General features: G+C 63.6%; 22 protein-coding genes and 1 pseudogene. 6 read left to right on the top strand and 17 right to left on the bottom strand.

The features are described 5' to 3' along the window. Positions 1-47 precede the first annotated feature (47 nt). Positions 48-869 (bottom strand): alpha/beta fold hydrolase, encoded by an 822-nt coding sequence (locus tag J1M87_RS22740; protein ID WP_206492072.1) that lies wholly within the window; start codon positions 867-869, stop codon positions 48-50. A gap of 369 nt (positions 870-1,238) precedes the next feature. Next, complete coding sequence (locus J1M87_RS22735) at positions 1,239-2,555, bottom strand: lipase family protein (protein WP_206492241.1); 1,317 nt, start codon at positions 2,553-2,555, stop codon at positions 1,239-1,241. Positions 2,556-2,713: 158 nt separating this feature from the next. On the opposite strand from J1M87_RS22735, the gene J1M87_RS22730 reads away from it, so the two are divergent. Continuing rightward, on the top strand, positions 2,714-3,343 hold the full coding sequence (locus tag J1M87_RS22730; protein WP_206492071.1) for a TetR/AcrR family transcriptional regulator: 630 nt from the start codon (positions 2,714-2,716) through the stop codon (positions 3,341-3,343). Between the two features lie 153 nt (positions 3,344-3,496). Beyond that, positions 3,497-4,087 carry a CsbD family protein gene (locus tag J1M87_RS22725; protein ID WP_206492070.1) on the top strand — a complete coding sequence of 197 codons (591 nt, stop codon included), beginning with the start codon at positions 3,497-3,499 and terminating at the stop codon, positions 4,085-4,087. A gap of 47 nt (positions 4,088-4,134) precedes the next feature. Here the strand turns inward: J1M87_RS22725 and J1M87_RS22720 are convergent, their stop codons facing one another. The 4 genes from J1M87_RS22720 to J1M87_RS22705 all read right to left on the bottom strand — a co-directional run bounded on the left by J1M87_RS22720 (position 4,135) and on the right by J1M87_RS22705 (position 8,388). Next, on the bottom strand, positions 4,135-4,431 hold the full coding sequence (locus J1M87_RS22720) for a hypothetical protein (protein WP_206492069.1): 297 nt from the start codon (positions 4,429-4,431) through the stop codon (positions 4,135-4,137). A 106-nt stretch (positions 4,432-4,537) separates the two neighbouring features. Then, positions 4,538-5,503 (bottom strand): alpha/beta hydrolase family protein, encoded by a 966-nt coding sequence (locus tag J1M87_RS22715; RefSeq protein ID WP_241257391.1) that lies wholly within the window; start codon positions 5,501-5,503, stop codon positions 4,538-4,540. 109 nt (positions 5,504-5,612) lie between these two features. Then, positions 5,613-6,965, bottom strand: a complete 1,353-nt coding sequence (locus J1M87_RS22710) for a hypothetical protein (RefSeq protein WP_206492068.1) — start codon at positions 6,963-6,965, stop codon at positions 5,613-5,615. 115 nt (positions 6,966-7,080) lie between these two features. Beyond that, the gene (locus J1M87_RS22705) at positions 7,081-8,388 is read right to left on the bottom strand and encodes an NAD(P)/FAD-dependent oxidoreductase (protein WP_206492067.1); all 1,308 of its coding nucleotides are present in this window, start codon (positions 8,386-8,388) and stop codon (positions 7,081-7,083) included. Positions 8,389-8,736: 348 nt separating this feature from the next. Here J1M87_RS22705 and J1M87_RS22700 point away from each other — a divergent pair, with 348 nt between their 5' ends. Both J1M87_RS22700 and J1M87_RS22695 read left to right on the top strand, forming a co-directional pair. Then, complete coding sequence (locus J1M87_RS22700) at positions 8,737-9,615, top strand: universal stress protein (RefSeq protein ID WP_206492066.1); 879 nt, start codon at positions 8,737-8,739, stop codon at positions 9,613-9,615. Then, on the top strand, positions 9,612-12,002 hold the full coding sequence (locus tag J1M87_RS22695; protein ID WP_206492065.1) for a phosphoketolase: 2,391 nt from the start codon (positions 9,612-9,614) through the stop codon (positions 12,000-12,002). Before J1M87_RS22700 ends, J1M87_RS22695 begins: the two co-directional genes overlap by 4 nt. A gap of 14 nt (positions 12,003-12,016) precedes the next feature. Here the strand turns inward: J1M87_RS22695 and J1M87_RS22690 are convergent, their stop codons facing one another. From J1M87_RS22690 to J1M87_RS22675, 4 genes are all read right to left on the bottom strand, one after another. After that, entirely contained in the window at positions 12,017-12,850 is an 834-nt protein-coding gene (locus J1M87_RS22690) for a universal stress protein (RefSeq protein WP_206492064.1), read from the bottom strand. Next, on the bottom strand, positions 12,847-13,689 hold the full coding sequence (locus tag J1M87_RS22685; RefSeq protein WP_206492063.1) for a universal stress protein: 843 nt from the start codon (positions 13,687-13,689) through the stop codon (positions 12,847-12,849). Before J1M87_RS22685 ends, J1M87_RS22690 begins: the two co-directional genes overlap by 4 nt. 148 nt (positions 13,690-13,837) lie before the next feature. Continuing rightward, positions 13,838-15,544: a GAF domain-containing protein gene (locus J1M87_RS22680; protein ID WP_206492062.1), complete on the bottom strand. Its 1,707-nt coding sequence runs from the start codon at positions 15,542-15,544 to the stop codon at positions 13,838-13,840. Next, positions 15,537-16,205, bottom strand: coding sequence for a response regulator transcription factor (locus J1M87_RS22675; RefSeq protein WP_206492239.1), 669 nt, complete (start codon positions 16,203-16,205; stop codon positions 15,537-15,539). The genes J1M87_RS22680 and J1M87_RS22675 overlap by 8 nt, the downstream gene beginning before the upstream one ends. A 194-nt stretch (positions 16,206-16,399) precedes the next feature. Between J1M87_RS22675 and J1M87_RS22670 the strand changes: the two genes are divergently transcribed. Both J1M87_RS22670 and J1M87_RS22665 read left to right on the top strand, forming a co-directional pair. Continuing rightward, on the top strand, positions 16,400-17,332 hold the full coding sequence (locus J1M87_RS22670) for a universal stress protein (RefSeq protein WP_206492061.1): 933 nt from the start codon (positions 16,400-16,402) through the stop codon (positions 17,330-17,332). Between the two features lie 83 nt (positions 17,333-17,415). Continuing rightward, positions 17,416-17,517, top strand: a pseudogene (locus J1M87_RS22665) (slipin family protein); the annotation flags it as partial. A 177-nt stretch (positions 17,518-17,694) separates the two neighbouring features. On the opposite strand, the gene J1M87_RS22660 reads toward J1M87_RS22665, so the two are convergent. From J1M87_RS22660 to adhP, 7 genes are all read right to left on the bottom strand, one after another. Further along, entirely contained in the window at positions 17,695-18,294 is a 600-nt protein-coding gene (locus J1M87_RS22660; protein WP_206492060.1) for a hypothetical protein, read from the bottom strand. A gap of 150 nt (positions 18,295-18,444) precedes the next feature. Then, on the bottom strand, positions 18,445-19,242 hold the full coding sequence (locus J1M87_RS22655; RefSeq protein WP_206492238.1) for a GAF and ANTAR domain-containing protein: 798 nt from the start codon (positions 19,240-19,242) through the stop codon (positions 18,445-18,447). Between the two features lie 117 nt (positions 19,243-19,359). Continuing rightward, positions 19,360-20,751 (bottom strand): NAD-dependent succinate-semialdehyde dehydrogenase, encoded by a 1,392-nt coding sequence (locus J1M87_RS22650; protein WP_206492059.1) that lies wholly within the window; start codon positions 20,749-20,751, stop codon positions 19,360-19,362. 26 nt (positions 20,752-20,777) lie between these two features. Beyond that, a complete protein-coding gene (locus J1M87_RS22645) occupies positions 20,778-22,190 on the bottom strand; it encodes an NAD(P)(+) transhydrogenase (Re/Si-specific) subunit beta (protein ID WP_206492058.1) in 1,413 nt (470 codons plus the stop codon). Then, positions 22,187-22,498 (bottom strand): NAD(P) transhydrogenase subunit alpha, encoded by a 312-nt coding sequence (locus J1M87_RS22640; protein WP_206492057.1) that lies wholly within the window; start codon positions 22,496-22,498, stop codon positions 22,187-22,189. Before J1M87_RS22640 ends, J1M87_RS22645 begins: the two co-directional genes overlap by 4 nt. Further along, a complete protein-coding gene (locus J1M87_RS22635; protein WP_206492056.1) occupies positions 22,495-23,670 on the bottom strand; it encodes an NAD(P) transhydrogenase subunit alpha in 1,176 nt (391 codons plus the stop codon). The genes J1M87_RS22640 and J1M87_RS22635 overlap by 4 nt, the downstream gene beginning before the upstream one ends. Then, positions 23,670-24,680 (bottom strand): alcohol dehydrogenase AdhP, encoded by a 1,011-nt coding sequence (gene adhP / locus J1M87_RS22630; RefSeq protein ID WP_206492055.1) that lies wholly within the window; start codon positions 24,678-24,680, stop codon positions 23,670-23,672. Before adhP ends, J1M87_RS22635 begins: the two co-directional genes overlap by 1 nt. Positions 24,681-24,999 lie beyond the last annotated feature (319 nt).

Here is a 24,999-nt window from a genome sequence, read left to right as displayed (position 1 = left end):
AACTGGTCGAGCGTGAGTGCGTGCGAGACCGCCGACGTTCGCTGCACTCACACCGACGGTGTGACGGTTCGCGATCCCCTCAACAGGATCGAGGCCACCAACTCCGGATCATCCGACATCGGGACGTGCCCGAGCCCGGGGTATGTCGTCACCTGGGCCTGCGGAAAGACCCTCCGCACGAGCGGGGCCTGATACACCGGCAGAACGAGGTCTCGACGGCCCCACGCGACGGTGACAGGTACGTCCTCGTCGACCGGAATGCTGAAGCGCGGCACTGCGTTACCGGCCGCGTCGATCGCACGGTTGGTGGCGATACTGAGCGCGTCGACGGTGGCCGTCGCTGCGGGAACTCGCCATGGCTTGGCGTAGAAGACTCCATTGGCGATCGTACGACCCACGACCGAACGCATCATCGCCGGTGCGATCGGACGGATCACTCGAGACAGTGCCCGTAGCACACGGAATACCAGCAGCGCCCGCACCTGATCCCAGTGTCCGCGAAAGAAGCCGGCCGGCGAGAGTGCGGTGGCCGAGGCCACCGATCCGCGGGCGGCGAGCTCGAGCGCGAAGTATCCACCCAGCGAATTTCCAGCGACATGCGGCTTCTCTCCGTCCACGCAGACGTGCTCGAGAAATCGCTCCAACTCGGCCACGATCCACGGGCCCAGGTCGAACTCTTCGGTGGGCAGTTCGGGTGAGTCGCCGTGTCCGGGTAGGTCCACCGTCACTACTCGCCGGTGACGCGCCAGCGCCTCGACGACGCTGTCCCAGGCGTGTTGTCGATGCACAATCCCGTGGATCAGCACCAAGGTCGGACCTTCACCGCGGACGGTGTACGCGAGTGTGGAACCGTCGATCTCGAAAGTCATTGTGTTCCATTCTTTCTCGTCAACGCGGTGCGCACATCCGCCGCGCCGGGAAGCAGATCGCGACCTACATCACACAATGTGCCATTGACGAATGGCTATGTCAATGGAACTGTTCATTTCACACCGAGGACAGGACCACATCATGAACTGCACACCCGACGTCGAATGCATCGACACCGCACCGAGAACAGGTCGCCGATGACTCCCGCGGTGGTCGGGCTCGCCGGAGTCATCGCCCTCGTTCTCCTGACGTCGAGAGGCTCGGGGCTGGACTTCCACCGACGTTCACTGTCGAAGGCCTACACCTCGAGACCCACGAACCCTGGCTCCAGAGGGACGACCATGCGCTAGTCGCGCACGAACTCGGCATCAACCTCCTGGGAACTCCGCGGGCAGGGGTGCGAAGTCGGCCTTGAACCTTGGGCCGGGCGGAAGTCCACGCAGCACCGCCGAGATCCATGCCAGGGCAGGCGCATAGCTCACGCTCAACGCTGTGATGTGCTCGGGCGCGGTGGTGTAGAAGCGAAGATCGGCACCAGCGTCCCAGTATTTCTGGACGGTGGGAAGCACTCCCGACGGGGGAACCAACTCGTCCCACATACCGTGCCACCACAGCAGCGGGCTGTCCGGAATCGCCCGACCCAAGCTGTTGTCGGCAAGCACCTTCATGATTCCGGGTTGGGTCTCGAGCGATTTTCCAGGCTGGAAATACTCGCTCATCGGCCGGTACATCCCGGTCACGGCGGCGGTGTAGACGCATCTGCTCTGCAAGTCCTGCACGATCTGCTGCCCTTCCGTGGTGAGGAGTTCGGTGGTGTCGAACTCCTCGGGGTACTCACGCGAGAGCGCAGCGAGCCCGAGCCACATCAGGAACGACGAGACCCCGGTGACGCCAGGGCGCGGATACAGTGCGTAGTCGGCTATTTCGGTGAGATCGGCCGGCGTGCCACCGAAGGCAGTGCCGACCAATTCCAGATCGGGCGCGTAGGACCGACGCAGCTCGGCTGCGCGGATCGATGCCGAGCCGCCACCTGAGTACCCGTACAAGGCGAATCGCGACTCGGTCAGCCCGAGCGAGGCGTCGTTCTTGACTGCCCGCAGGCTGTCGAGAACCATGTTCCCTTCGTCGAACGTGTTGAAGGTGTTGAACTTTCCGTCGAAGTCAGGCATGTTGATCGCGAATCCCTGGGCCAGCCAGCCTGCCAGTAGTGCCGATTCTTTCATCGTGCCGACCTGCAGAGTGTGCGAGGGATTGCACGAAGAGTCCGTGGCATCGATCGCCTCCTGGTACGACACCACCGGGCGTGGTCCGCCGACCCACGGAATCCCGGGGACGAGGACCGATGTGGCCGTCACGATCGGACCGCCGTGTACGTCGGTGCTGCGATACAGCAGCTGCCGCGTGTAGACCGGAAACGGAATCCCCAGTAGCCGGGTCTGAACCTCGCGCGATCGCACGATCTGGCCGGGCGCGTAGGTCTCGATATTGGCCGGGTCGTCGTACCACGGGTCCTGGTCGGGTACCGGAATCGGCAGCAGGTCGTAGATCTGCGGTTCGGTCGGCAGTTGCGGCAGTTGGTTTTGATCGAGCGGAAACGACGGCGGAAAGCCGGGATTCGCCGCTGCGATGCCGGCGCTGCCGATGAAGACAGCAGCCACAGCCGCGAGAGTGGTTGCCGTGTGCATGGTTCGGCGCATCTGCGTCCTTGTCGTTCGTCTCGGTCTCTACCCGTGGGGCTCGCAACGAGTCGACTGTAAGCTGCGCCACACCGAACTGACAAGAGAAAATTTCACTTTGGTGACATCCCCCAACGCCGGCGAGTGCAGTCAGTACGCTCGACAACATGCCCGACCGGAAGTACGCAGGCAGATCCCCACAGGAACGAGCCTCCGAACGCCTCGTCCGCCTGATGGACACTGCGATGGCTCTCTTCGGCACGCACGGATACGCCGCGACGACGATCGGCATGCTGTGCTCGGAATCGAATGTCTCCACTCGACACTTCTATCGCGAGATAGGAAGCCGCCCAGAGCTGTTGAAGAAGATCGTCACCACCATGAACGAGGAGGGCGAGCGCGCCGCGCGGGTGGCCCTGACCGACGACGGCCAGGGATCGGCGTCGACGTCGATCGAGGCTGCCATACGTGCGTATCTCGGCGTCACCTGCCGCACCCGGGCAACTGCCCGGGTCTGCTACGTCGAGGTCGTCGGCGTCAGTACCGATATCGAGCTGTGGCGGATCCACCAGCGGGAGGTGATCGTCGACATGTTCAGTGCGCTCGCAGAAGCCGCAGCCGCCCGCGGAGAGCTGCCGGGCCGAGATTATCGGCTGACAGTGCTCGCGATCATCGGTGCCGCCAACATCTTTGCGCAGGAGTGGGCGCTCTCGGACTCGCCCGTTGCCACATTCACCCCGTATGTGGACACCCTGGTCGAGCTGACCAAGGCCGCGCTCGCAGTGGTCACGGATTGATCGTCGAGCCCGCGCCCGAAAATAGTGACCCGGAACACGCCTTTCGGACGTATGTTTCGGAGCGGTGATTTCGACTCATACTTATCGGCGTTGTCCCTGACGCCTCCAGATCCAGACGTCTACACGACGTCCCACACGAAAGAGGTAACCACCATGGCCGACTTCATCGACAAGGCTCAGCACAAGGCAGAAGAAGTGGCCGGGACCGCGAAGGAGAAGGCAGGCGAGGCCACCGGCAACGACAGCCTCCGCGCCGAAGGTGCAGGCGACCAGGCCAAGGCCAACACCCACCAAGCCGCCGACAAGGTATCCGACGTCGCCGAGAACGTTGCCGATTCCGCGGCCGGCGCCGCCGAGGACGCCAAGCACGCAGCCTCCGATGCAGCAGACAAGGCCGCCGACGTGGCAGACGACGTCAAGGCCACCGTCCAGGACAAGCTTCAGAACGTCGATGCCGACGAGGTGAAGGAGAAGGCCTCCCAGGTGGCCGACAAGGCAGCAGACAAGGCCTCCGCCGTCGCCGACGACGTCAAGGCCAAGGTTCGCAACATCGACACCCAGGACGTGGCCGACGCCGCGAAGGTCGGCACCCCCGTCATCGCAGCTGTCGCAGCCGTTGCCGGTGCAGTCGCGTTCGTGCTGATTCGTCGACGCAACCGTCGTCGCAGCGCCGCCCACCTGTTCGTGCCGTCGAAGCGCACCACCCGCAAGCTCGCCAAGAAGGCACGCAAGCACAGCTTCTGAAGGTGATCACGAAGCCCCGCCTCGTTCGAGGCGGGGCTTTGTGGTCTCTACAGCGGCTTGAGTGCCCGGCTGGGAACCCAATGGGTGACGGTTTCGCTGCGGTCGTGTGACATCAACTCGTAGGTGACGCGGCCCAGCCAGTCGCCGTCGACGGTGATCGACCATTCGACCAGATCGCCCGGCACCACCCGTCGCACATCGAATCCCTCGGGATTGAATTTCGACGCATGATGCGGCGGTAGCGGGTAGAGGATGGTGAGGTCGATCCACACCTTCAGCGGCGGTCGAAGCAATTTGAACGGGCGCACGGCAGAGGCCGGTCGAGGGTGCGCGCGCCGTGCCATCGTTCGATCATACGTTCGATTGTGGGGTCGATCCACACCCCGACACAACGACACCGGCCCCTCGTACAGTTGCTGTACGAGGGGCCGGTGTCGTGCGGTGCCAGTGTCAGAGACCGAGCGAGTTCGCCAGGAACGGCCAGGACTTGTGCAGGTCGTCCTGCCAGTAGCCCCACGAGTGGTTGCCGATCGGCCGGAAGTCCACCGTCGCCGGGATACCCAGCTGGTCGAGCCGCTTGGCGAGGTTCGAGGTGCAGAAGTTCGTCGCCACCTCGATGCCACCACCGACGATGACCTGGTTCGCGAGCGTCGCCGGGTTGTCGTTCAGGCGCGGATTGGCGAAAGTGTCGTTCGGTGCGCCGGGCAGACCGCTACCGGTACTCATGTAGATCTGGGTTCCACGGAGCTTCTCGGCGTTGAGCAGTGGGTCGTTCTCACGCCACACCGGACCGTCGAGCGGTCCCCACATGTTCTCGACGTTGCCGCCGCCGTACGTCTCGACGACGAGCTTGACGAACTGCTGCCCGATCGGGTCCGAGGTCTGAGCACAACCGCTGTAGGCCGCAACGCCGGTGAACTTGCCCGGGTACTTGATCGCGATGTTGAGAACCGAGGTACCCGTCATGGACAGTGCCGCGAGCGACTGGCGACCGTTGGTGTCGAACTGGGCATCGATGAGCGGGGGCAGCTCTTCACCGAGGAAGGTGCTCCACTTGTTGTTACCGAGCTTCGGATCGACCTTCAGCCAGTCGGTGTAGTAAGACCACTTTCCCTTTTGCGGGGTCACGATGTACGCGTTCTTGTCGGCGAAGAATGCCTCGGCGTCGGTCTGCGACTGCCACGATGCCGAGTCCTCACCGCCACCTGCACCGTTGAGCAAGTACAACACCGGACGTGCGACGCTCTCATCGGCCGGCCGCTGCACCGTGACGGGGATGGTGCGATCCATCGACGCGGAGTACACCTGGAGCTGAACCTGCTTGTCGTCGATGGTGTTCACCGACTCGATCCGAGATCCGTTGCTCGACTGTGCCGTCGTGGCCGGCAGCTCGTCTGCAGACGCGACGGGCGTCATCAGCGTGGTCGGAAGAATCGCCACTGCGAGGGCGACGGCCGTAGCCGAACCGATTCGCCGGAAGCCGTGTCGTCGAGATCGTGGCACGCTGTTTCACCTTTTCGTCGAGTTACACCGGTCGAGTTCCTACATCGACCGAAGATGAGGTGACGTTACCTCGAGCAACCGACCGGGGAGTCATGGACCGGAAGAATCCGACATCCGATCGTGACGCTCCCGATGTGCGCTCCGCGTGGCGAAGATGCAGGCCGCCACCACCGCTATCACTGCAACCACGACTCCGACGGGCAGCGGCGACGCGAGCGAGACTATCGGTGGGCGATAGTCCTCGGGCAGCCCGTCCGTCCAGCCGAATTCCCGTGAAGGTACCGGAGCGGAGACCGAGAACAGCGTCAGCGCGAACGGAACGAGCGGGGCGAGGGTCGAGGCCACCGCGCGCGTGGGCTGCATCGACCCGACGGCCACGCCGAGGGCGATGGGAAACACGGTGCAATAGGCAACGGTCCCAACCATGTTGACCGAGTTCCCCCCCCACCCGGATCAGACCGGTGGCCGTCACCAGCGCCAGCACCACCAGCGCTGCGGTGGACAGGTCTTTTCGCAACCCCACCCCTACTGCAGTCACGAACAGTGACGCGGCACCGATCAGCACCCACCACGACGCATCGGACCACCAGAGGTAGTTCACCCCCGATGCGGCGATCACCAACCCCAGCACGAGGTACCGGCCGTCACGACCATCGAGAACGAGCGCGCCGCCGTACGTGAGTACGACCGCGATCACCACGGCGAAGGTCCACATCCATGCCGTCGACGTCGTGTTGCCGAGGTAGGTGTAGACGACCAGATAGACGAACGCGAGCAGGAAGGCAACCACTGCATCCGAGGACTCGAACCGAGCTGCGGGTGCCCGGAGCGCCGTCACCACCACGATCACGGCGGTCACGACGAGGAGCACGAGGGGAACCGGGGATTCGACGTACATCGGATTCAGGTTCACCATCCACCGCCCGATCCGCGGTGGTCGCAGCGCAGAGATCGCGCCGTAGAACAGCATCGAACCCAGCAGTCCCACCGCGAGCGCGGCCGATGGGATTCGGCGACCGGCCGCGATGTGCCCGCAGACGCCCACCAGCACACCGGCACCGATGGCATTGGTGGTGACCGCTTGGGTCGACGAGATCGGTACGAACGACGGCAACGCGACGATCACCGATCCGAGCACGGCGGCCACTGCAGCCGGCACCGGCGTGCGTCGAGAATGCACGAGGGCCAGCACGATCACAGCTGAGATGACGGCGATCGTCCCTGCCCATTGGGCGGTGACGAATGCCCTGAACCAGACCCCACTGGATTCCGCGACGAACGAATCGGATCCGAGCGATTCCCGAATCGAGTATCCGGCGACGAATCCACCGCTCACCGCGGCGACCACCGGCCCGTACCGATCGACACCAATCACGTGATCACCCTAGAGACGGTCCCGGGCATCGGCTGATCCGGACCTGGTTGTTCATTATCGACGCCCGGTCGCGGATTCCCCCAGATCAGCGACGGTAGTGAACCGTGGGGTGCGCTCAGTTGTACGGCCTACGAGCAGATTCCGGATCGCCGTAGGTGATCGCACGTTCGCGTCGGGTTCCGGTGGCCAGGGTGGCCGCCCAGTTGATCAGCGTTCCGATGCGGTTGCGGTTGCCGGACAGGAACGCGATGTGAATGACGCCCCACGACACCCACCCGGGAAAACCCGACATCTTCAGCGGCCCGGCTTGCACCAGCGCGTGTCCGCGAGCGATGTAGGCCGCGGAACCGAGATCGCGGTATTTGAAATCCGAACGTGCAGAACCGGACAGATCGGCTGCGATCGCCGCGCCCGCTGCTTTACCGCCCTGCATCGCCACCTCCGCGACCCCGGGGAGCTTGTTCAGCGACATGATGTCTCCGACGACGAATACGTGTCGGTGCCCCGGGATCGACAGATCCGGTTGCACCGCAATGCGTCCCGAGTGATCCTGTTCGACGCCCATGGCATCGGCGAGTTGTTTCACGAATGGGACGGCCTCGACGCCTGCGGTCCACAGCACGGTGCGAGTGTCGTAGCGCGTGACGGTTTTCGGTTCGGCCTTCGCCGTCACCTCGACGTCGGTGCCGGTGACATCGGTGACGTGGACGCCGAGGTGCGTTTCGACACCCACTGAATCGAGGGTGCGCTGCGCCTTGTCGGTCAGCGAATCCGGGAACGATTCGAGCACGCGGTCGCCGCCGTGGAACAGCAGCACGCGAGCTTCCGACGGGTGTATCGAATCGAACTCTCTCGCCAGCGCTCGCGTGGCGAGTTCCCTTATCTGTCCTGCCAATTCGACGCCGGTCGGACCACCACCCGCCACGGCGAAGGTGAGCCACGGGCGACGCTCCTCCGGCGTGGGGAGAGATTCGGCGATCTCGAAGGCAGCGATCAACTTTCGCCTGATCGCCAGCGCATCGTCGAGAGTCTTCATTCCCGGGGCCCACTGCACGTATTCGTCGTGGCCGTGATAGGCCTGCTGCATACCGACAGCGACGACGAGGTAGTCGTAGGGCAGCTCGAACGTCGAACCGTCGAACCGACTTGCCGTCACCACTCCACCGTTGTCGGTGACTTTCACCGACGTCGCTTCGCCCAGTGCCACATGTACGTTCTTCTGTTTCCGCAGCAGATGTCGCAACGGGCTGGCGATCGAGCCCTCGGATACCAGACCGGTGGCGCATTGGTACAGCAGTGGCTGGAAGACATGAGAGGTGCCGCGCTCGAGCACTGTGACATCGACATCCACCGAGCGCAGGCGACGCGCAGCGTGCAGCCCGCCGAATCCACCTCCAAGCACAACAACCCGTGTACGTGTCATCAGAACGCTCTCCCTCGGAACGACTCGCGCGGTTGATTTCCCCGCGAGTGCCACCCTACTCGAGTTCGCCCACGGGGAGATCCGGTCCACGTCACGATCCCGAGAACGCGTCAGCCGAGCAGTTGCTGCATTGTCTCGATCTCTGTTGCTGACTGGTGACGATGTTGCGCGCCATCTCCAGCGCATCAGAGTTGGAACCGTGCGACCGACGCTAGAATTGATACCCCAAGGGGTAATGCAGGACTTCCGCCCCGAGTCGAGGGACTTCCGCCTCTACCGTGGATGGTCGGATCCGGGCGAACCTGGCGGTGCATCTGCACACGACAGTCAAAGGACAGGAATTCCTTCATGGTCGCCTCATCCCGCATCGTCGTCGGCGTCGACGGATCTGCCCCTGCCCGCGACGCAGTTCGTTGGGCGACGCGAGAGGCGATCCGACGCGGCGCTCCACTGGAACTCGCGACGTCCACCCTGTTCGAGCCGGGAAACTACAGCGACGCCATCGGACTGCGAATCGGCGCGTTCACCGACCCGGACGTCGACGCCAAGAGGGTGCTGACCGAGGCTGTCGACCTGGTCCACGAGACCGCGGGGGTGCATCGAATCTCCCTCGACACGTCTCTGCACCACGGTTCGGCTGCCGACGTTCTCAGCCATCTCTCTCCGCTTCCCGCCATGATCGTCCTGGGTTCGAGGGGACTCGGCGAATTCACCGGCGGCCTGATGGGATCTGTTGGTAGCGCCGTTCTGGCGCACGCGAAATGCCCTGTTGCAGTGATCAAGAACGGTGGCGTCGCCGACGGACCGATCGTCGTCGGCGTGGACTGCACGGCCGGTAGCCAACCGGCCATCGGGTTCGCGATGCGAGAGGCATCGTTGCGAGGAGCCGACCTCGTCGCCGTGCACGCGTGGAGCGACCTGGAGTTGGGCAGTGTTTTGACGCGCGACGACGACGGCCCCTGGGCGAATTCCGACTTCGCCGAGCGCACTTCGTTGGCCGAGAGTCTGGCCGGCTGGTCGGTCGACTACCCCGATGTGGTGATCCGACGAGTAGTGGTTCAGGACAGACCGGTGCGAGAACTGCTGCACGCATCCGAGATGGCTCAGATGGTCGTGGTGGGCAGTCGGGGCCGGGGCGGTTTCGCGTCGTTGCTTCTGGGGTCGACCGCTCGTGCGGTTGTTCATTCGGTCGACGTACCCGTCGTTGTCGTTCCCACCGAACGATGAGCACTCCGTCGACAGACACCGAGTACAGCTCGGAAGAACTGGACGCCGATCTGCGGTATTGGTCTGCCGCGAACTATCTGACGGTGGCGCAGATCTACCTGCAGGACAACGTATTGCTACGTCGCCCCCTCGAAGCGAAGCACATCAAGCCACGACTGCTCGGGCATTGGGGTACCAGTCCCGGGTTGTCGATGATCTACACGGTGCTCAATCGGCTGATCCGCCGAACTCATTCGGAGTGGCTGTATGTCACCGGTCCGGGCCACGGTGGTCCGGCGCTCGTCGCGAACACCTACCTCGAAGGCACGTACAGCGAGATCTATCCGGGCATCCCCCTCGACAGCGACGGTGTCCTGCGTCTGTGTCGTCAATTTTCCACTCCTGGAGGAATTCCGAGCCATGTCAGCGTTCAGACTCCTGGCAGTATCCATGAGGGCGGCGAGCTCGGATACGCACTGATCCACGCTGCGGGTGCGGCATTCGACAACCCCGATCTGGTGGTCGCCTGTGTCGTCGGTGACGGTGAGGCCGAAACCGGTCCCCTCTCGGGTTCGTGGAAGATCCCGGCCTTTCTCAATCCGATCCGTGACGGTGCAGTGTTGCCCATCCTGCATCTCAACGACGCCAAGATCTCCGGCCCGACGGTGCTCGGCCGTAGCACCGACCAGGCAATTGCCGACTATCTCGGTGGTCAGGGCTGGGCCCCGATCTTCGTCGAAGGCGACGATCCACGAGAGGTGTTCCCGGCGTTGGAATCCGCTCTCACCCGCGCCCACGACGCGATCCGGAGAATTCAACATGCGGCCCGAAGCAACGAATCACATCACGGCATCGAATGGCCCGCGATCGTTCTGCGTACTCCAAAGGGCTGGACCGGACCGCACGAGGTCGACGGTAGGCTGATCGAGGGAACGCATTGGGCACACCAGGTTCCGCTCTCCGGCGTCCGGGAGAACCCGGCCCACCTGGCCCAGCTCGAGCGATGGCTGCTCTCCTACGATCCACGGTCACTGTTCGACGAGAACGGCGCCCCGGAGCAGGCCATTCGCGAACTCACTCCATCGGGAGACGAACGGCTCGGCGCCACTCCGCATGCCAATGGTGGCGTCCTGTTGCAGCCCTTGATCATTCGCGATCTGGAGAACTACGCGCTCACAATCGACTCACCCGGCCGCACCTCCCACGAGACGACCACCGTGCTCGGGGAGATGATGCGCGATATCTACCTCGACAATTCGAGGCCGCACGGCGGCGGGAGCTTCCGCCTGTTCTGCCCGGACGAGACGGCCAGCAACCGACTGCAGGCCGTGTTCGAGGCCACCGATCGATGCTGGCAGCTGCCGACAACCGAGTTCGACGACAACCTCGCCGCCGACGGCCGAGTCATGGAAGTGCTGAGCGAGCATCTCTGCGAGGGCTGGCTCGAGGCGTATCTGCTGTCGGGCCGCCACGGCCTGTTCGCAAGCTACGAGGCCTTTGCCATGGTGAGTGTGTCGATGTTGATCCAGCACACCAAGTGGCTGCAGCACGCGAACACACTTGCCTGGCGGGCACCGGTGGCCTCGCTGAACGTGCTGCTCACCAGCACGTGCTGGCGCAACGACCACAACGGGTTCAGTCATCAGGGTCCAGGACTCATCGACGCGGTGATCCCGTTGGCCCCCGACGTGGTGCGCGTCTGGCTCCCGCCGGACTCGAACACCCTCCTTGCCATTGCCGACCACTGCTTCCGCAGCCGCGGACACGTCAACGTACTGGTGGTCGACAAGCAGAGCCATCCTCAGTATCTGACGTTGCCGCAGGCGCGCGCGCATGCCGCTGCCGGCGCCTCCCGGTGGGAGTGGGCCGGTACCGAGAACACCGATGCCACAGACGGTCCCGAGATCGTGCTGGCCTGCGCAGGCGACGTGCCGACCGAGGAGACCCTCGCGGCCGCAGACCTGCTCCGCACTTGGACACCCGGGCTACGGGTTCGCGTCGTCAATGTCATCGACCTGATGGCGCTGCTTCCCGTTGTCGATCACCCGCACGGGTTCTCCGAAGAGCAGTTCGTCGAGCTGTTCACCGATGCAATCGATGTGGTGTTCGCGTTCCACGGCTACCCGCGAGCCGTGCATCAGTTGTTGCACGGCCGTCCGAACGCCCAGCGATTCCACGTTCGCGGATTCATCGAACAGGGCACCACGACAACACCGTTCGACATGGTCGTCCTCAATAAGATCAGTCGCTACCACCTGGCCGTCGAGGCTCTGGACCGAGCGAACCTCGCACCAGAGGGTGAGCAGCAACTTCGACAGTTCTGCCACGACCAACTGATCCGGCACGACGCCTACATCCGCGAACATTTCGAGGATCTCCCCGAGATTCGCGGATGGAGGTGGTCGTAGCCGATCGGAAGCTATCAGCGCGCGATGATCAACGGACAGTCGACGCGGTGGGCCAGCGACCTGACGGTGGAGCCCAGCAGTCGGTCGCTGATCCCACTGCGTCGACCGCCGCTACCGATCACGACCGCCCGTGCTCGTTGGGAAAGTTCGACAATATTCTCGACCACGTTGCCGTGCAGTACTGTTCGCGTCACAGCCACCTGTGGATACTTCTCGCCCCATCCCGCGAGACACTCGGCCAGAACGCTCCGGCCGGTCGAGGTCTCCGACGAAACATGCACGGCAACGAGACCGGTGCCCTGCAGCGAGGCCTCCTCGAACGCCAACTGGATCGACCTCTGGTTGCCGGTCGATGCGTCGACTCCCACCACCACCGTGCTCCGTCCGGATTCGATCGCGACACTTCGCGGCACGATAGCCACCGGACAGTGTGCTTGCGCGGAAATCGCTGTGCTCACCGAGCCGAGTACCTCGGCAAAGTATTCCCCGTTGCCGCGGGTGCCCACCACGATCATCGATGCGTCCGAGGACTGATCGATCATGGCTTGGATCGTCGGCCCCACGAGGGCATCGACACTGATCGACAACCCGTCGGGTGCCAGCACCGACCGTCTGGCGACAAGCGAGGCCCCCGCGAGAATCTTGTCGGCTGCAGCGCGCTCCTGCGAACCGATGTGGGCTGGAAGCGTCACAAAGCTGGTGTAGAGAGCTTTGACCTGGTACGCCGACACCAGCTTCAACGCTGCGCCACGGAGCTCGGCTGCCCGTGCGGCCCAACCGGCCGCGTCGAGAGACGAACTGGAGCCGTCGACGCCGACGACGATTGCGGCCGCACCGTTGCTACTCATGCGTGCGACACCACGAGAACGGGGCACTCGGAGTGACGCAGTAGTGCAGTCAATGTCGGTCCGGGCACTCGATCACGCTCGTGACCGACCACCATGAGTTGCGCTGTATGGGACACCGCGACCAGTTCCGATCCCGCATCTGCCTCTGCATAGACCGATGCCACGCGGATGTCCGGGTAGTTCGCTCCGAACGGTTCGAGCCGAACGTCCATGGCCGATTCGGGGTGTAGTCCATCCGGCGGGACGCTCAGCGCTGACGCGAGAATCGACGATACGGCCTGGGTGTGTACGGCAAGAACGCTCGCCCCTCGCATCTCTGCCTCGCGGAATGCCTGTTCCACGACGACGTCTGTCGCCGATACCTCGGCATCTCCCAGTGCGGCAACCACCGTGCCTCCCCGATCGGAGTCGAAAGTACGGACGATCGCGACGGGGTGAGCCGAGGATTCGACGACCGTGTGAACAATGGATCCGAGAACCCATGCAGCCAGAGAGTTCTCGGTGGTGGTGCCCAACACGGTAAGGCAGGCCGAGGCCGCCTCGGACAGCATCACGTTCGCCGGGTGACCATGCAGAACAACGGCTTCCACAATGACGGCGGGATTGGCCGCCTCGGCCACAGTCGTCGCCTGGTCCAATACAGTGCGGGCGTAGTCACCGTCCACATCGGGCGCGCCGTAGACGGTTTCGCGCTGCAGGTGAGGTTCGATCACGTGTACCAGTCGCAGTGACGTTCCGCGCCCTCGCGCCTCGCGCACGGCGAAGCGGACTGCATCGAGTGCCGCAGTCGATCCGTCGATTCCGACCACTACGGGGCCGGTGGTGTGTGAGATGGTCATCGGATTCCTCTCGATGGTGCGACGGGGGTGCCGGCCGTCGGCGAGATTCGCCGTCGGCCCTGCACCGTCATCGAGAACGCTACGAGCACAACCTCGGTCGGCGCAGCGGTCGGAGGTCACCGAAACAGGTGACGAACGGCTGCACCCGTCAGGGCAGCGGAACCGACCAGGTCACATCCGTGCCGCTTCCGGAGGATCCAGGACCGACCACCATCACCCCACTGCATTCGGCAGCACGAGCGCTGAGATTGGACAGGCCACTCGAGGTGGTGTCCTCTGGCATACCGATTCCGTTGTCCGACACCACGATGTCGAGGTCATCGCCGACCGACAAGGTCACGGTCACGGTGTCGGCCTCCGCGTGATGCACCACATTGCTCACCGTCTCGCGTACGACTGCGACGGCATGATCGGCGAGCTTGGTGTCGATGACCGACAACGGCCCGAACATTCGCACCACAGCACGGATGGGAACGTTCTCGGTCAGTTCGAGTACCGCACCGTTGATGCGTTGACGCAATCGCGTGGCCGAGTGTGACGTGCTCTGCAGGTCGAAGATGGTCGTCCGGATGTCCTGCACCGTGTCCTGCAGGTCGTCGATCGTTCGACTCAGCCGCTGCCGAAGGTCCGGGGACTCGGTGCGTTGCAGGGTGCTCTGTAGAGCCAAACCAGCAGCGAAGATTCGTTGAATGACGTGGTCGTGCAGGTCGCGAGCGATGCGGTCCCGGTCGGACAACACCTCGAGCTCCTGCATCCGACGGTTGGAATCGGCGGTCTGCATCACCAGTGCGGCGTGATCGGCGAAGCTGGAGACGAGCGCGAGCTCGGAGTCGTCGAACGGCTCGCGGCTGTCCCTGCGCAGTACCACCAAGACACCGCTGGCACCCTCGGCGACCCTGAAGGGGGAAATCAGCGCGGGCCCGAATCCCGTGCCCAATTCCTTGGCCTCGTATTCGAGTTGTTCCTTGCGCAGTGCGGTCCGAGTGCGAAACGCCTTCCCCGAACTGGACCCCACGATCGGAATGGCCGCCCCCACCATCGGACCGGACCCGAGGCCCTCACCGACGGTGACGACAAGTTGCGTCACATCCTCGAAGCGTTGATCGGCGTCCTCGGGAACTGCGATGAACGCGGCATCGGAACCGGTCAGGTGCAGCGCCTTTCGCGACACCATCTGCATCACGTCGTCGACATCGGTCCCGGAAAGGAGTTCGGTTCCGATGTCACGCGTCGCTTCCATCCACGCCTGACGTACACGGGAGTCCTCGTACAGTCGCGAGTTCTCGATGGCGATGCCTGCCGCCGACGCCAGCGCCATAGTCACGACCTCGTCGTCCTCGGTGAACTGGTTCCCGTCCTTCTTCTCGGTGAGGTACAGATTCCCGAAGACCTCGTCACGAACCCGAATCGGCACGCCGAGAAAGGTTTTCATCGGTGGATGGTTCGGCGGAAAACCTACCGACTCCGAGTGCGCCGTCAGGTCCTCGAGGCGTAAGACTCTCGGCTGATCGATCAGTAGTCCGAGTACCCCGCGGCCGGTGGGCAGCGGGCCGATCGCCACGCGAGCGTCCTCGTCCATGCCGTAGTTGATGAACGCACTCAGACCGTGCCCCTCACCCCGTACACCGAGCGCACCGTATCGAGCATCGACCAGCTTGACCGCCGATTCCACGATCGACCGCAGTGTCACCTCCAGATCCAGACCCGAGGTAATGACGAGCATCGCCTCGAGCAGTCCGTCAGCTTGGACTCGGGCGTCGGCTATCCGGCTTATTCGGTCCTGAACCTCGGCCAGCAGCTCGCCAAGTCGCAATTGCGGCAGCGACGATGCGATCTCGCGATGCCGATCATCCATCGCGAGAATCCGATCGACCGGTCGGCGGCGTGATTCCGCCGAGCTTCGACGCATAGACCGCAGCTTGTGTGCGACGTTCCATCCCCAGCTTGGCCAGCAGCCGAGAGACGTAGTTCTTCACCGTCTTCTCTGCCAGGAACATCCTGGCGGCGATCTGCCTGTTGGTCAGGCCCTCCCCCAGCAGATCCAGAAGCGTGCGTTCCTGACCGGTCAGGTGATCGATCGGTCCCGGACTCGCCGTCCCGGCCCGCAGTTTGTCCATCAGCGCAGCGGCAGCGCGATTGTCGAGCAGTGACCTACCCGACCCCACCTCTTTGATCGCGCGGGTGAGTTCCATCCCGGTGATGTCCTTGACGACATAGCCACTCGCGCCCGCGAGGATCGCGTCGAGCATGGCCTGGTCCTCGGTGAAGGAGGTCAGCATCATGGTCTTGAGGTCGGGTAGACGATCGAGAAGTTCGCGGCACAGTTCGATGCCGTTGCCGTCGGGCAGTCGCACATCGAGCACCGCAACGTCCGGCTGCAGCGCCGGGATTCGGGCCAGCGCGTGCGCACAACTGCCTGCCTCGCCGATGACCTCGAGATCAGGATCGGAATCGATGAGGTCGATCAGGCCACGACGCACGATCTCGTGATCGTCCACCAAGAACACCGTCACCATTGCGACACCCCTCACCTGCGTCCACGCTGGGCGCCTCTACTACGAGCCTACGGGTCGCGGGCGCAGGCAACCTGACCTTTTGTCACCGAAACCGGCGACGAAAGTCCTCTGTTCCGGTGTTGTTCGCCTGCCGCGCCCGAGTACGTCGGTGGGCTCTGATGTAACTCGAACACCCGACCGGAGGAGGTCACTCGATGGGATCACTGCCGACCGTCGTCGGAGTCGACGGATCAGCTTCAGCTCTGGACGCCGTGCGCTGGGCAGCGCTCGACGCACGACTACACCGGTCCGATCTAGTTGTCGTCTCGGCAATTTCACTTCCGAAAGCCCTGACGGGGGTAGGCATTCTGCCCGAACCCGTTGTACAGCAATCGAGATCGGAGATAAGCAGAATCCTGGAAGAAGCAGGAACGCTCGCGGCCCGAGACAGCGCGAGATCGGGTGCGATCACCATCGACACCGTGTCGTCCGACAATTCGGCAGTGTCCACGCTGCTGGAGTTGTCGGCCGCCTCCCGCATGATCGTCATCGCGACCCGGGGCCTGGGCGGCACCGAGCAACGATCACTCGGGTCCATCGGCTTCGCCGTCACCAGCCATGCCCGATGCCCGGTCACGGTAGTGCGCGGCTGGACAGGCAAAGGTCTCGATCACGAGTCTCGTCCGGTGGTCGTGGGAGTGGACGGAACCAAAGCGAGCGCTGCCGCGGTTGCACTGGCTTTCGAAGAGGCCTACGTTCGGTCGGCACCATTGACTGCGGTGCACTCGTGGTCCGACGCGGATCTTTCGGTCGGGTTCCCGATTCGAGGACTGGAATGGCCGACGAACCGTCCTGCTGCCGCAGATCAGCTGGCGCGACTGCTCGAGCCGAATACTCGACGGTATCCCACGGTGTCGGTGCGACACGTGGTGGTCAAGGACCGACCCTTACATGCGCTTCTCGATCACGCGCAGGGCGCTCAACTGGCGGTCATCGGTAGTCACGGACGCGGCGGATTCGCCGGAATGATGCTCGGTTCGACCAGCCGATCGGTACTCGCGCGCGCATCGTGTCCGGTCACGGTCGTCCCGTCGCTCGGCCGCCGTCTCGTGCGGACTACCGGAACATCGAACCCGGACGTCACGTGATCCGACTCGAGTACGAGCTGCCGTTCGCCGACATGCCAGAGTACTAATGCTCTACATCGACGGCACTGGTCGCTGCACGCTGTGGCCATGAGCTACTCATCCCGATGGTCGACGTGCTACACCGTGTCTCACTTCAAATCATCACCAGACCCATTCAATCTCAGGGGATCATCACCCGCGACAACGGGGCGCGGCTACGTCAGCACTATCCGGCCACCTACATCCATACTGCCGAAGAGATCAGCTATGTGGACGGGTGCGATCCGGACGGGAACAGGGTTCTGGTGGCGTATCCCAGCCCGCTGCAGTTGCCGCGCAGCGTCATTACGCATCGATTCCGCTGACCCCGTGCCGGATGTCCATCACGGTGCCCGCGGGGGAAACCAACCTCGAGCGTCGCGCAAAGTACGCCGGGCGACTTCGGCTGTCGGCCTTCCTGTTTGCGCCGCCAACCGGTGGAGTTCGGCGCGGCCTTCGGCCGCACTGCGCCCGCCCGCGATGAGCACTCCGATCGCCTGATTGACCTCGCTCACACCGGCGAGAGCGTGGCTGCCGTGCTCGATCTGTCCCGACTCGCCTGCAATGGGCAGGTGTTCGTCGAGAACGGCTGCATCGCCGTCGAGCCCGAGCGAGTAGCTGACATCGGCCGCGAAGTCGACGAGAGCGCCTGCTGTGCCGGACAGGATGAGCAGATACTTCCCGATACCGGTGCGATGAGGATCGGCCAGGGTGAGCCTGAGCGATGACGCCGGCGAGTGCTCGGCGCTGCATCCCGTAGACGCAGAAACCTCGAAGTACTCACCATCGACGATCACGGTGAGAGAAATCGAGACCACGGCCGATACGGCCGCGTCGATATCGGAGGACAGCCTGTCGACCAGTTGTGCGAGGTCGACCGTGGAGCTGTCCAGTGCTGTGGTCAAACGTGCCAGATCGGCGAGCAGACGAGGCTGCAGTTTCATCGAGAATCCCGAGCGGCCCGACCGCCTGTTCGGTACTTGCGTAAATCCTGCCACGGTGGGATTCCACCGTCCGGTGCAGGTGCGAGGCCTGCGTCGGACTCCGCGGCCCAGATGCACCCGCACCGAATACGCTACGCGCTTTTGTTCGGTCTATGTGCGCCGGCGTCGCGAGCGCGCTGCCTTCATCGCCTCGGCGACCATGGACTGAGCAACCGCAGCCATCTTCTTGTGCTCGCTCTGACTGATGGATCGAAGCTTCCCGTATCCCTCGACCTCGCTGCAGCCAGTTCTACTGATCAGTATCCCGATGGCCTGGTCGATCACTGCACGGCTGCCCAATGCCTTCTCGAGCTGCGCTGTCAGTTGCACCGCGCTGTCGAGTGCACGTGCGTTCTGTACCGAGATCGCCGCGGGTACCGCAAAGAGTTCGCCCAGTTCGGCCGCCCTGTCGTCGAAGGCATCCGGTCGATGCGCGTAGACGTTCATGGCACCCAACACGCTCGACTTCGTCATCAACGGCAGCGACAACACGCTGTGCACACCCAGTCGGCTCACTCGAGGACCGAACTCGGGCCACTGAGAATCGGTGCCCAGCGAACCGGACCGTACTGTGATTCCCTCCGCTGCCGCGGTGATGCACGGACCCTGCCCCAGGCCGTACTGAATGTCGTCGACCACACCGACGAAATCTGCGCTGGCCACAATGGTCGCGTCCAGGTCCGGATGCAGCAGCGTCAACCCGGCACCGTCTGCACCCGGAATTGCCCGAACTGCGAATTCTGCGATGTGAGAAAGGGTTTCCGGCAGGGACATTGTGCTCATGGCCAGTCGGCCGAGGCCGGCCAGGCTGGCTCGGAAGTCGTCGTCGAACTCGTCGGTGCCGGGTTGCCCCGAACCAGGGAGGACCGGGGTCGACACGTCCGGATCACCGGTGTGCTCTGCATTCATCGCCACTCGATTCACTGTGGGCGCACGCACTGGTCGAGCGCATACCTGCCCACCCCGAACCCTACGGCGTATCGAAGCGCGAGGAAGTACCTACGGTGACCCGGACCGGCCCGGCTCTCAGGCCGGAGCGTCGATGGGAACGGTGTTGATCAGCTTCTTGTTGACGAATTCCTGGATTCCGGCCGAGGACAACTCGTGGCCGTATCCGGACTTCTTGACGCCACCGAACGGCAGATCGGCTCGCGTCCAGGTGGGATGGTTGACGAACACCATTCCGGTGTCGATCTTCTGAGCGAGCGCTTCACCACGTGGGATATCGGAGGTGAAGATCGATCCGCCGAGCCCGTAGCTGGAGTCGTTGGCTATCCGAACGGCATCATCGGCATCGGTCGCGCGGAAGATCAACGCCACCGGCCCGAAGAACTCCATGTCGTAGACCGGGTTGTCGGCCGAGATCTGTGTGATCACGGTGGGTTGTACGAACGCTCCCGAGGACGGGACCGCGGGGCCCACCTCGGTGACGATCGCACCGTGTTCACGTGCTGTTTTGACCTGTGACCGCAGCCCGTCGGCAGCTGCCTGCGAGGACATCGGCGGTAACGTCGTGGTGACGAGTAGCGGATCGCCAGCGGCAAGGCCGGCCATAGCGTCGAGGAATTTGCCGGTGAATTCGTCGGCAATGCTCTCTTCGACGATGATTCGCTTCGACGCCACGCAGCATTGGCCGCCGTTGTTCATCCGGCCCCACAGAGCCCACGCGACTGTCTTGTCCATGTCGGCATCGGCCAGGACGATCAATGCATCGGTGCCGCCGAGTTCCATGGTCGACTTCTTCAGGTTCTTGCCCGCCCGCGCCGCGACGATGGCGCCAGCCTGTTCGCTTCCGGTGAGCGCCACCCCACGGATGCGCGGATCGTCGATCATCGAGGAGAGCTGTTCCTTGGTTGCATAGATGTTGGAGTACAACCCCTTCGGTGCACCGGCGTCGAGGAAGAGCTTCTCGAACGCGGCTGCCGACTGAGGAACGATGGAGGCGTGTTTGACGATGACGACATTGCCGGCCATCAGGTTCGGGCCGGCAACGCGGGCCAGCTGGTAGTACGGAAAGTTCCACGGCTGAATGCCGAGAAGTATCCCCAGCGGCTCACTGTGCACTACGGCGCGGCCGGTCTCCCCCGGCTTCGACGGCAGGACCTGCGGGGCGAGGAAGGCCTCGGCGTTGTCTGCGTAGTACTCGAGGATGGAGGCGGACAGCTCTACCTCGCCCAGGCTTTCGGCGTACAGCTTGCCCATCTCGAGGGTGAGGAGGCGGGCGTACTCGGCTGCGTTGTCGCGGAGCAGAACCGCGGCACGGTGCATGATCCGTGCTCGTTCGTCGAAGGACGTGTCCTTCCACGAGAGAAACGTCGATTGTGCGGTCACCACCACGTTGTCCAACTCGTGGTCGGTGATGTCGCTGAAGGTGGCCACCGTCTGATTGGTGAACGGATTGGTCGATGCATAGGACATGGAATGCTCCTGTCATAGTTCCCGCGTCAGGCGACGAGGGTTTTGATTGCCGAGAGAAGCTGCTGCAGAGAGGTTTTGGCATCTCCGAACAGCATGGTGGTATTGGGTTCGGTGAACAGCTCGTTGTCGATTCCTGCGTACCCGTGGCCCATCGACCGCTTCAGTACCACGACGCTTTTGGCCTTGTCCACGTCGAGAATCGGCATCCCGGACACTGCATTGCCGGGTCTGCGGGCAGCGGGGTTGGTGACGTCGTTCGCTCCGACCACCAATGCGACATCCGCAAGCGGGAACTCGGGATTGCTGCCATCGAGGTCGTGTAGTTGTTCGTAGGGCACGTTCGCCTCGGCGAGAAGAACGTTCATCTGCCCGGGCATCCGGCCGGCGACCGGGTGAATGGCGTAGCCGACGTCGATACCTCGCTCGGCCAACAGGTTGCCGAGATCGGCGCACTCTCGCTGAGCGCGAGCCGCTGCAAGTCCGTACCCGGGAACGATCATCACCTTGTGGGCGTACGCGAGTTGAATCGCGACGTCGTCGGCGGTGGTTTCGCGCGCCGGCGTCCCAGCGGCGTCACCCTTTTCGGCACTCGCCTCCCCGCCGACCCCGAATCCACCGATGACGATGGAGGCGATCGAGCGGTTCATCGCCTTACCCATCAGCACGCTCAGTATCGTTCCGGCAGAACCGACCAGGGCTCCAGCGACGATCATGATGGTGCTTCCCAGTGCGAATCCTGCCATTGCTACCGCAATTCCGGTGCAGGCGTTGAGTAGCGAGATCACCACGGGCATGTCCGCGCCGCCGATGGGCAGAACTACGAGCAATCCGACCGACAGCGCCGACACGACGAGGACTGCAAGCGGTGCCATGCCGTCAGGAGTGCGTACCGACCAGATCACCGCGAGGAGTGCGACCGCCACCGCAGTTGCCTCCAGCATCCGGTGCGCCGGGAGTCGAATCGGGTTGCCGGACACGAAGCCTTGTAGCTTTCCGGCGGCGATGAGCGAGCCGGTCACCGTCACCGATCCGATCAGGATTCCCAGCGCCGTGGGTAAAGCCGCGCTGATTGCGGCGTTCGCGCTCGCCCGGAGCGTCTCGTCGACGGCGATCAGGGCCGCTGCCCCGCCCCCGACCATGTTGAACGCGCTGACCAGCTGCGGCATCGCGGTCATCTTCACCCGCCTACCGGTGAGCGCCCCGATGAGCGCGCCGGTTGCGACCGCGATGATCAGTACCACCAGGGCCGCGGTCCACTCGAACCCGGCTTCGGCTGCGTGTACTCCGGCGATCACCACGGCCGCACCCATGCCGAATGCGGAGATCGCGTTGCCGCGTCTGGCCGTGCGAGGTGAGTTCATCAGGTGCAGCCCCACCACGAAGGCCACGGCGCAGGCCAGATACAGCAGCGACCGCACACCCGTGTCGGTTGTCGTCATTTCGAGCTCCGTTCATGATGAACCGCGGCGTCGTGGTGGAACATGGCGAGCATCCGGTCGGTCACGATGTATCCGCCCACTACGTTGATCGACGCGAGCATTGCGGCGAATGCCATGAGCACGAGTCCGATCGGACTGTCCACCCGGCCCGCGATGAGGATGACGCCGATGAGCACTACGCCGTGGATTGCGTTGGCACCGGACATGAGTGGTGTGTGCAGGGTGGCGGGCACCTTGCTGATCACTTCGGCACCGACCAGGACTGCCAGCACGAATACGGTGATGGCGGTGACGAGATCGCTGTTCACGATGCAATTCCGTTCGCCATCGCAGGCGTCTGCTGCGCTGAATTCTTCTGGGGCCGGTCGGCGTGTCCCCGGCCGACGACGATCGCCGCGTCGATCGGATCATCGGGATCGATGTCCAGCTGGTCATCGCGAACGAAGTGTGCAATCACGTCGGCGATATTGCGTGCGTATGCATCCGAGGCGGCGGAGGACACCGTGGCCGCAAGATTGCCGGCCCCGATGATGCTGACGCCGTGGGCGGTGTGAGTGGTGGTGTCCGGCACCGAGCCCTCGACGTTTCCGCCGAGGCTGCTGGCCGCCATGTCCAGCACGACCGATCCCGGCCGCATACCGTCGATCGCAGCGGTCGTGACGAGAGTCGGAGGACGATGCCCCGGGACTCTGGCCGTGGTGATCACGATGTCGAATGCGTCCAGCGCGGTGTCCATGGCCTTCTGTTGTGCGTCCTGTTCTTCTGTGGTCAGCGAGCGCGCGTAGCCGTCGGAGGTGGTGCTCGAGATGTCGCCTGCGAGTTCGAGGAACCTGGCACCGAGGGACTCGATTTCCGAGCGACATTCGGGCCGGATGTCGTATCCGGTGACGTCTGCGCCCAGCCGACGGGCAGTGGCAATCGCCTGCAGGCCCGCCACACCGGCTCCGAGGACGACGAGAGTGGTCGGCCGGGACGTTCCGGCCGCGGTGATCATCATCGGCAGATACCGCCCGAACAGTCCGGCTGCCACGATGACTGCCTTGTAGCCCGCGACGCTGTCCTGCGAAGTCATCGCGTCCATCGATTGCGCGTTGCTCATCGTCCTGGGCAGCAGGGCGAGATCGATTCCGACGATCGACCGTGTGTTCAAGGTCTTCGCCAGGGACTTGTCGGATGTGGTGTGCAGCATGCCGACCAGAAACTGCCCGGAATGCATGGCAGCAAGTACCTCCGGTGATGGTGGCCGGATGCAGGTGATCACTGCCGCGTCGGCGATGATTCGCTGGCGCGAGCACACCTCGGCTCCCGATGCCGCGAACTCGTCGTCGGAGATGAACGCACCGGCACCGGCACCGGCTTCGACCAGAACCTTCACACCGTGAGTGGCCAGCCTGGTGATCGACTTCGGGGTAACGCTGACTCGTTGTTCACCGGGGAAGCACTCCGTCAATGCACCTACTGTGAAGGATAATTCGGCCATCAGAACTCGAAGACCTGTCGGGCCGTGACCCGTCCGGCCATCAGGTCTGCGAAACACTCGTTGACCTCATCGAGCTTGCGGGAGACGGCCGAGACGGTTGTTCGCCCGGCCGCATGCAGCGCAAAGACTTCACGAAGATCTTCTCGGGTGCCGACAATGGAGCCCAGGACCGAAATACCGCCGACGACGGTATCGAAGATCGGTACCGGAAACACGCCGTGTGCGGGCATCGAGACGCAGACCAGCCGGCCTCCGCGGCGCAATGATTTGAATGCCTGATCGAAAACCGTGGGGTTGACGGCCAAGACGATCGCCACATCGGCACCACCGAGCGCGTGGATGGCTTCCACCGGGTCGGTGGTCGACGAATTGACGATGTGGTCGGCACCGAGTTCACGTGCAAGCTCGAGTTTTTCGTCCTCGATATCGACTGCGGTGACGAATCCGCCCGCGATCTTGGCGTACTGCACGGCCATGTGGCCGAGTCCGCCGATACCGAAGATGGCAACGCGTTGCGTCGGCGTAACCCCGCCGATTTTGACGGCCTTGTAGGTCGTCAATCCTGCGCAGGTCAGTGGCGCCGCATCGAAGGAGGTGACACCCTCGGGCACGCGAACTACGTAACCTGCATCTGCCACAGCGTATTCGGCGTACGCTCCGTCGATCGAATAGCCGCTGTTCTGCTGCTTCAAGCACAGCGTTTCCCAACCGGAAATGCAGTAATCGCATTCACCACAGGCCGAACCGAGCCATGCGATGGCCACTCGCTCTCCGATTCGTTCCTTCGATACCTGCGACCCGACAGCCTCGATGGTGCCGATACCTTCATGGCCCGGCACGAAGGGCACTGTCGGCTTTGCCGGCCAGTCACCCTGTGCCGCATGGATATCGGTATGGCAGACCCCGCACGTCTCCATCTTCACGAGCACCTGATGGGGCGCAGGTGTCGGAACCGGGATGTCCTTGACGACCAGTGGCTTTCCGAACTCGGTGACAACAGCAGCTTTCATCGCGGGTTTCCTCCAACTTTCGAACCAATGCCGTTCTCGACCGTCGAGCAATGCACACTGTCGATGGTGGACGCTTCCTCGATCGACATGTAGGGCCGGAAGTCACCACCCGGCCGGGACGGATCTCAGACGATGCAGAGCCGGGAGGCACCGGCTCTGCAGATCGAGGTCTTTCGTCCCTGGCGCACCACAGCGACGTGAAACACACTCGTTTCCATGGACTCTGCTGCACAATGCCTGTCGACGTCCGGCCCGCGATGAACCTGTGGAGAAGACATCCGGGTGTCCGAACCGGTGACGCGCTGACCACCGGTGAGCG

Source organism: Rhodococcus sp. KRD162 (assembly GCF_017168335.1).
In the GTDB taxonomy this organism is placed as follows: domain Bacteria; phylum Actinomycetota; class Actinomycetes; order Mycobacteriales; family Mycobacteriaceae; genus Rhodococcoides.
This window is presented reverse-complemented; position numbering and strand designations above follow the sequence as displayed.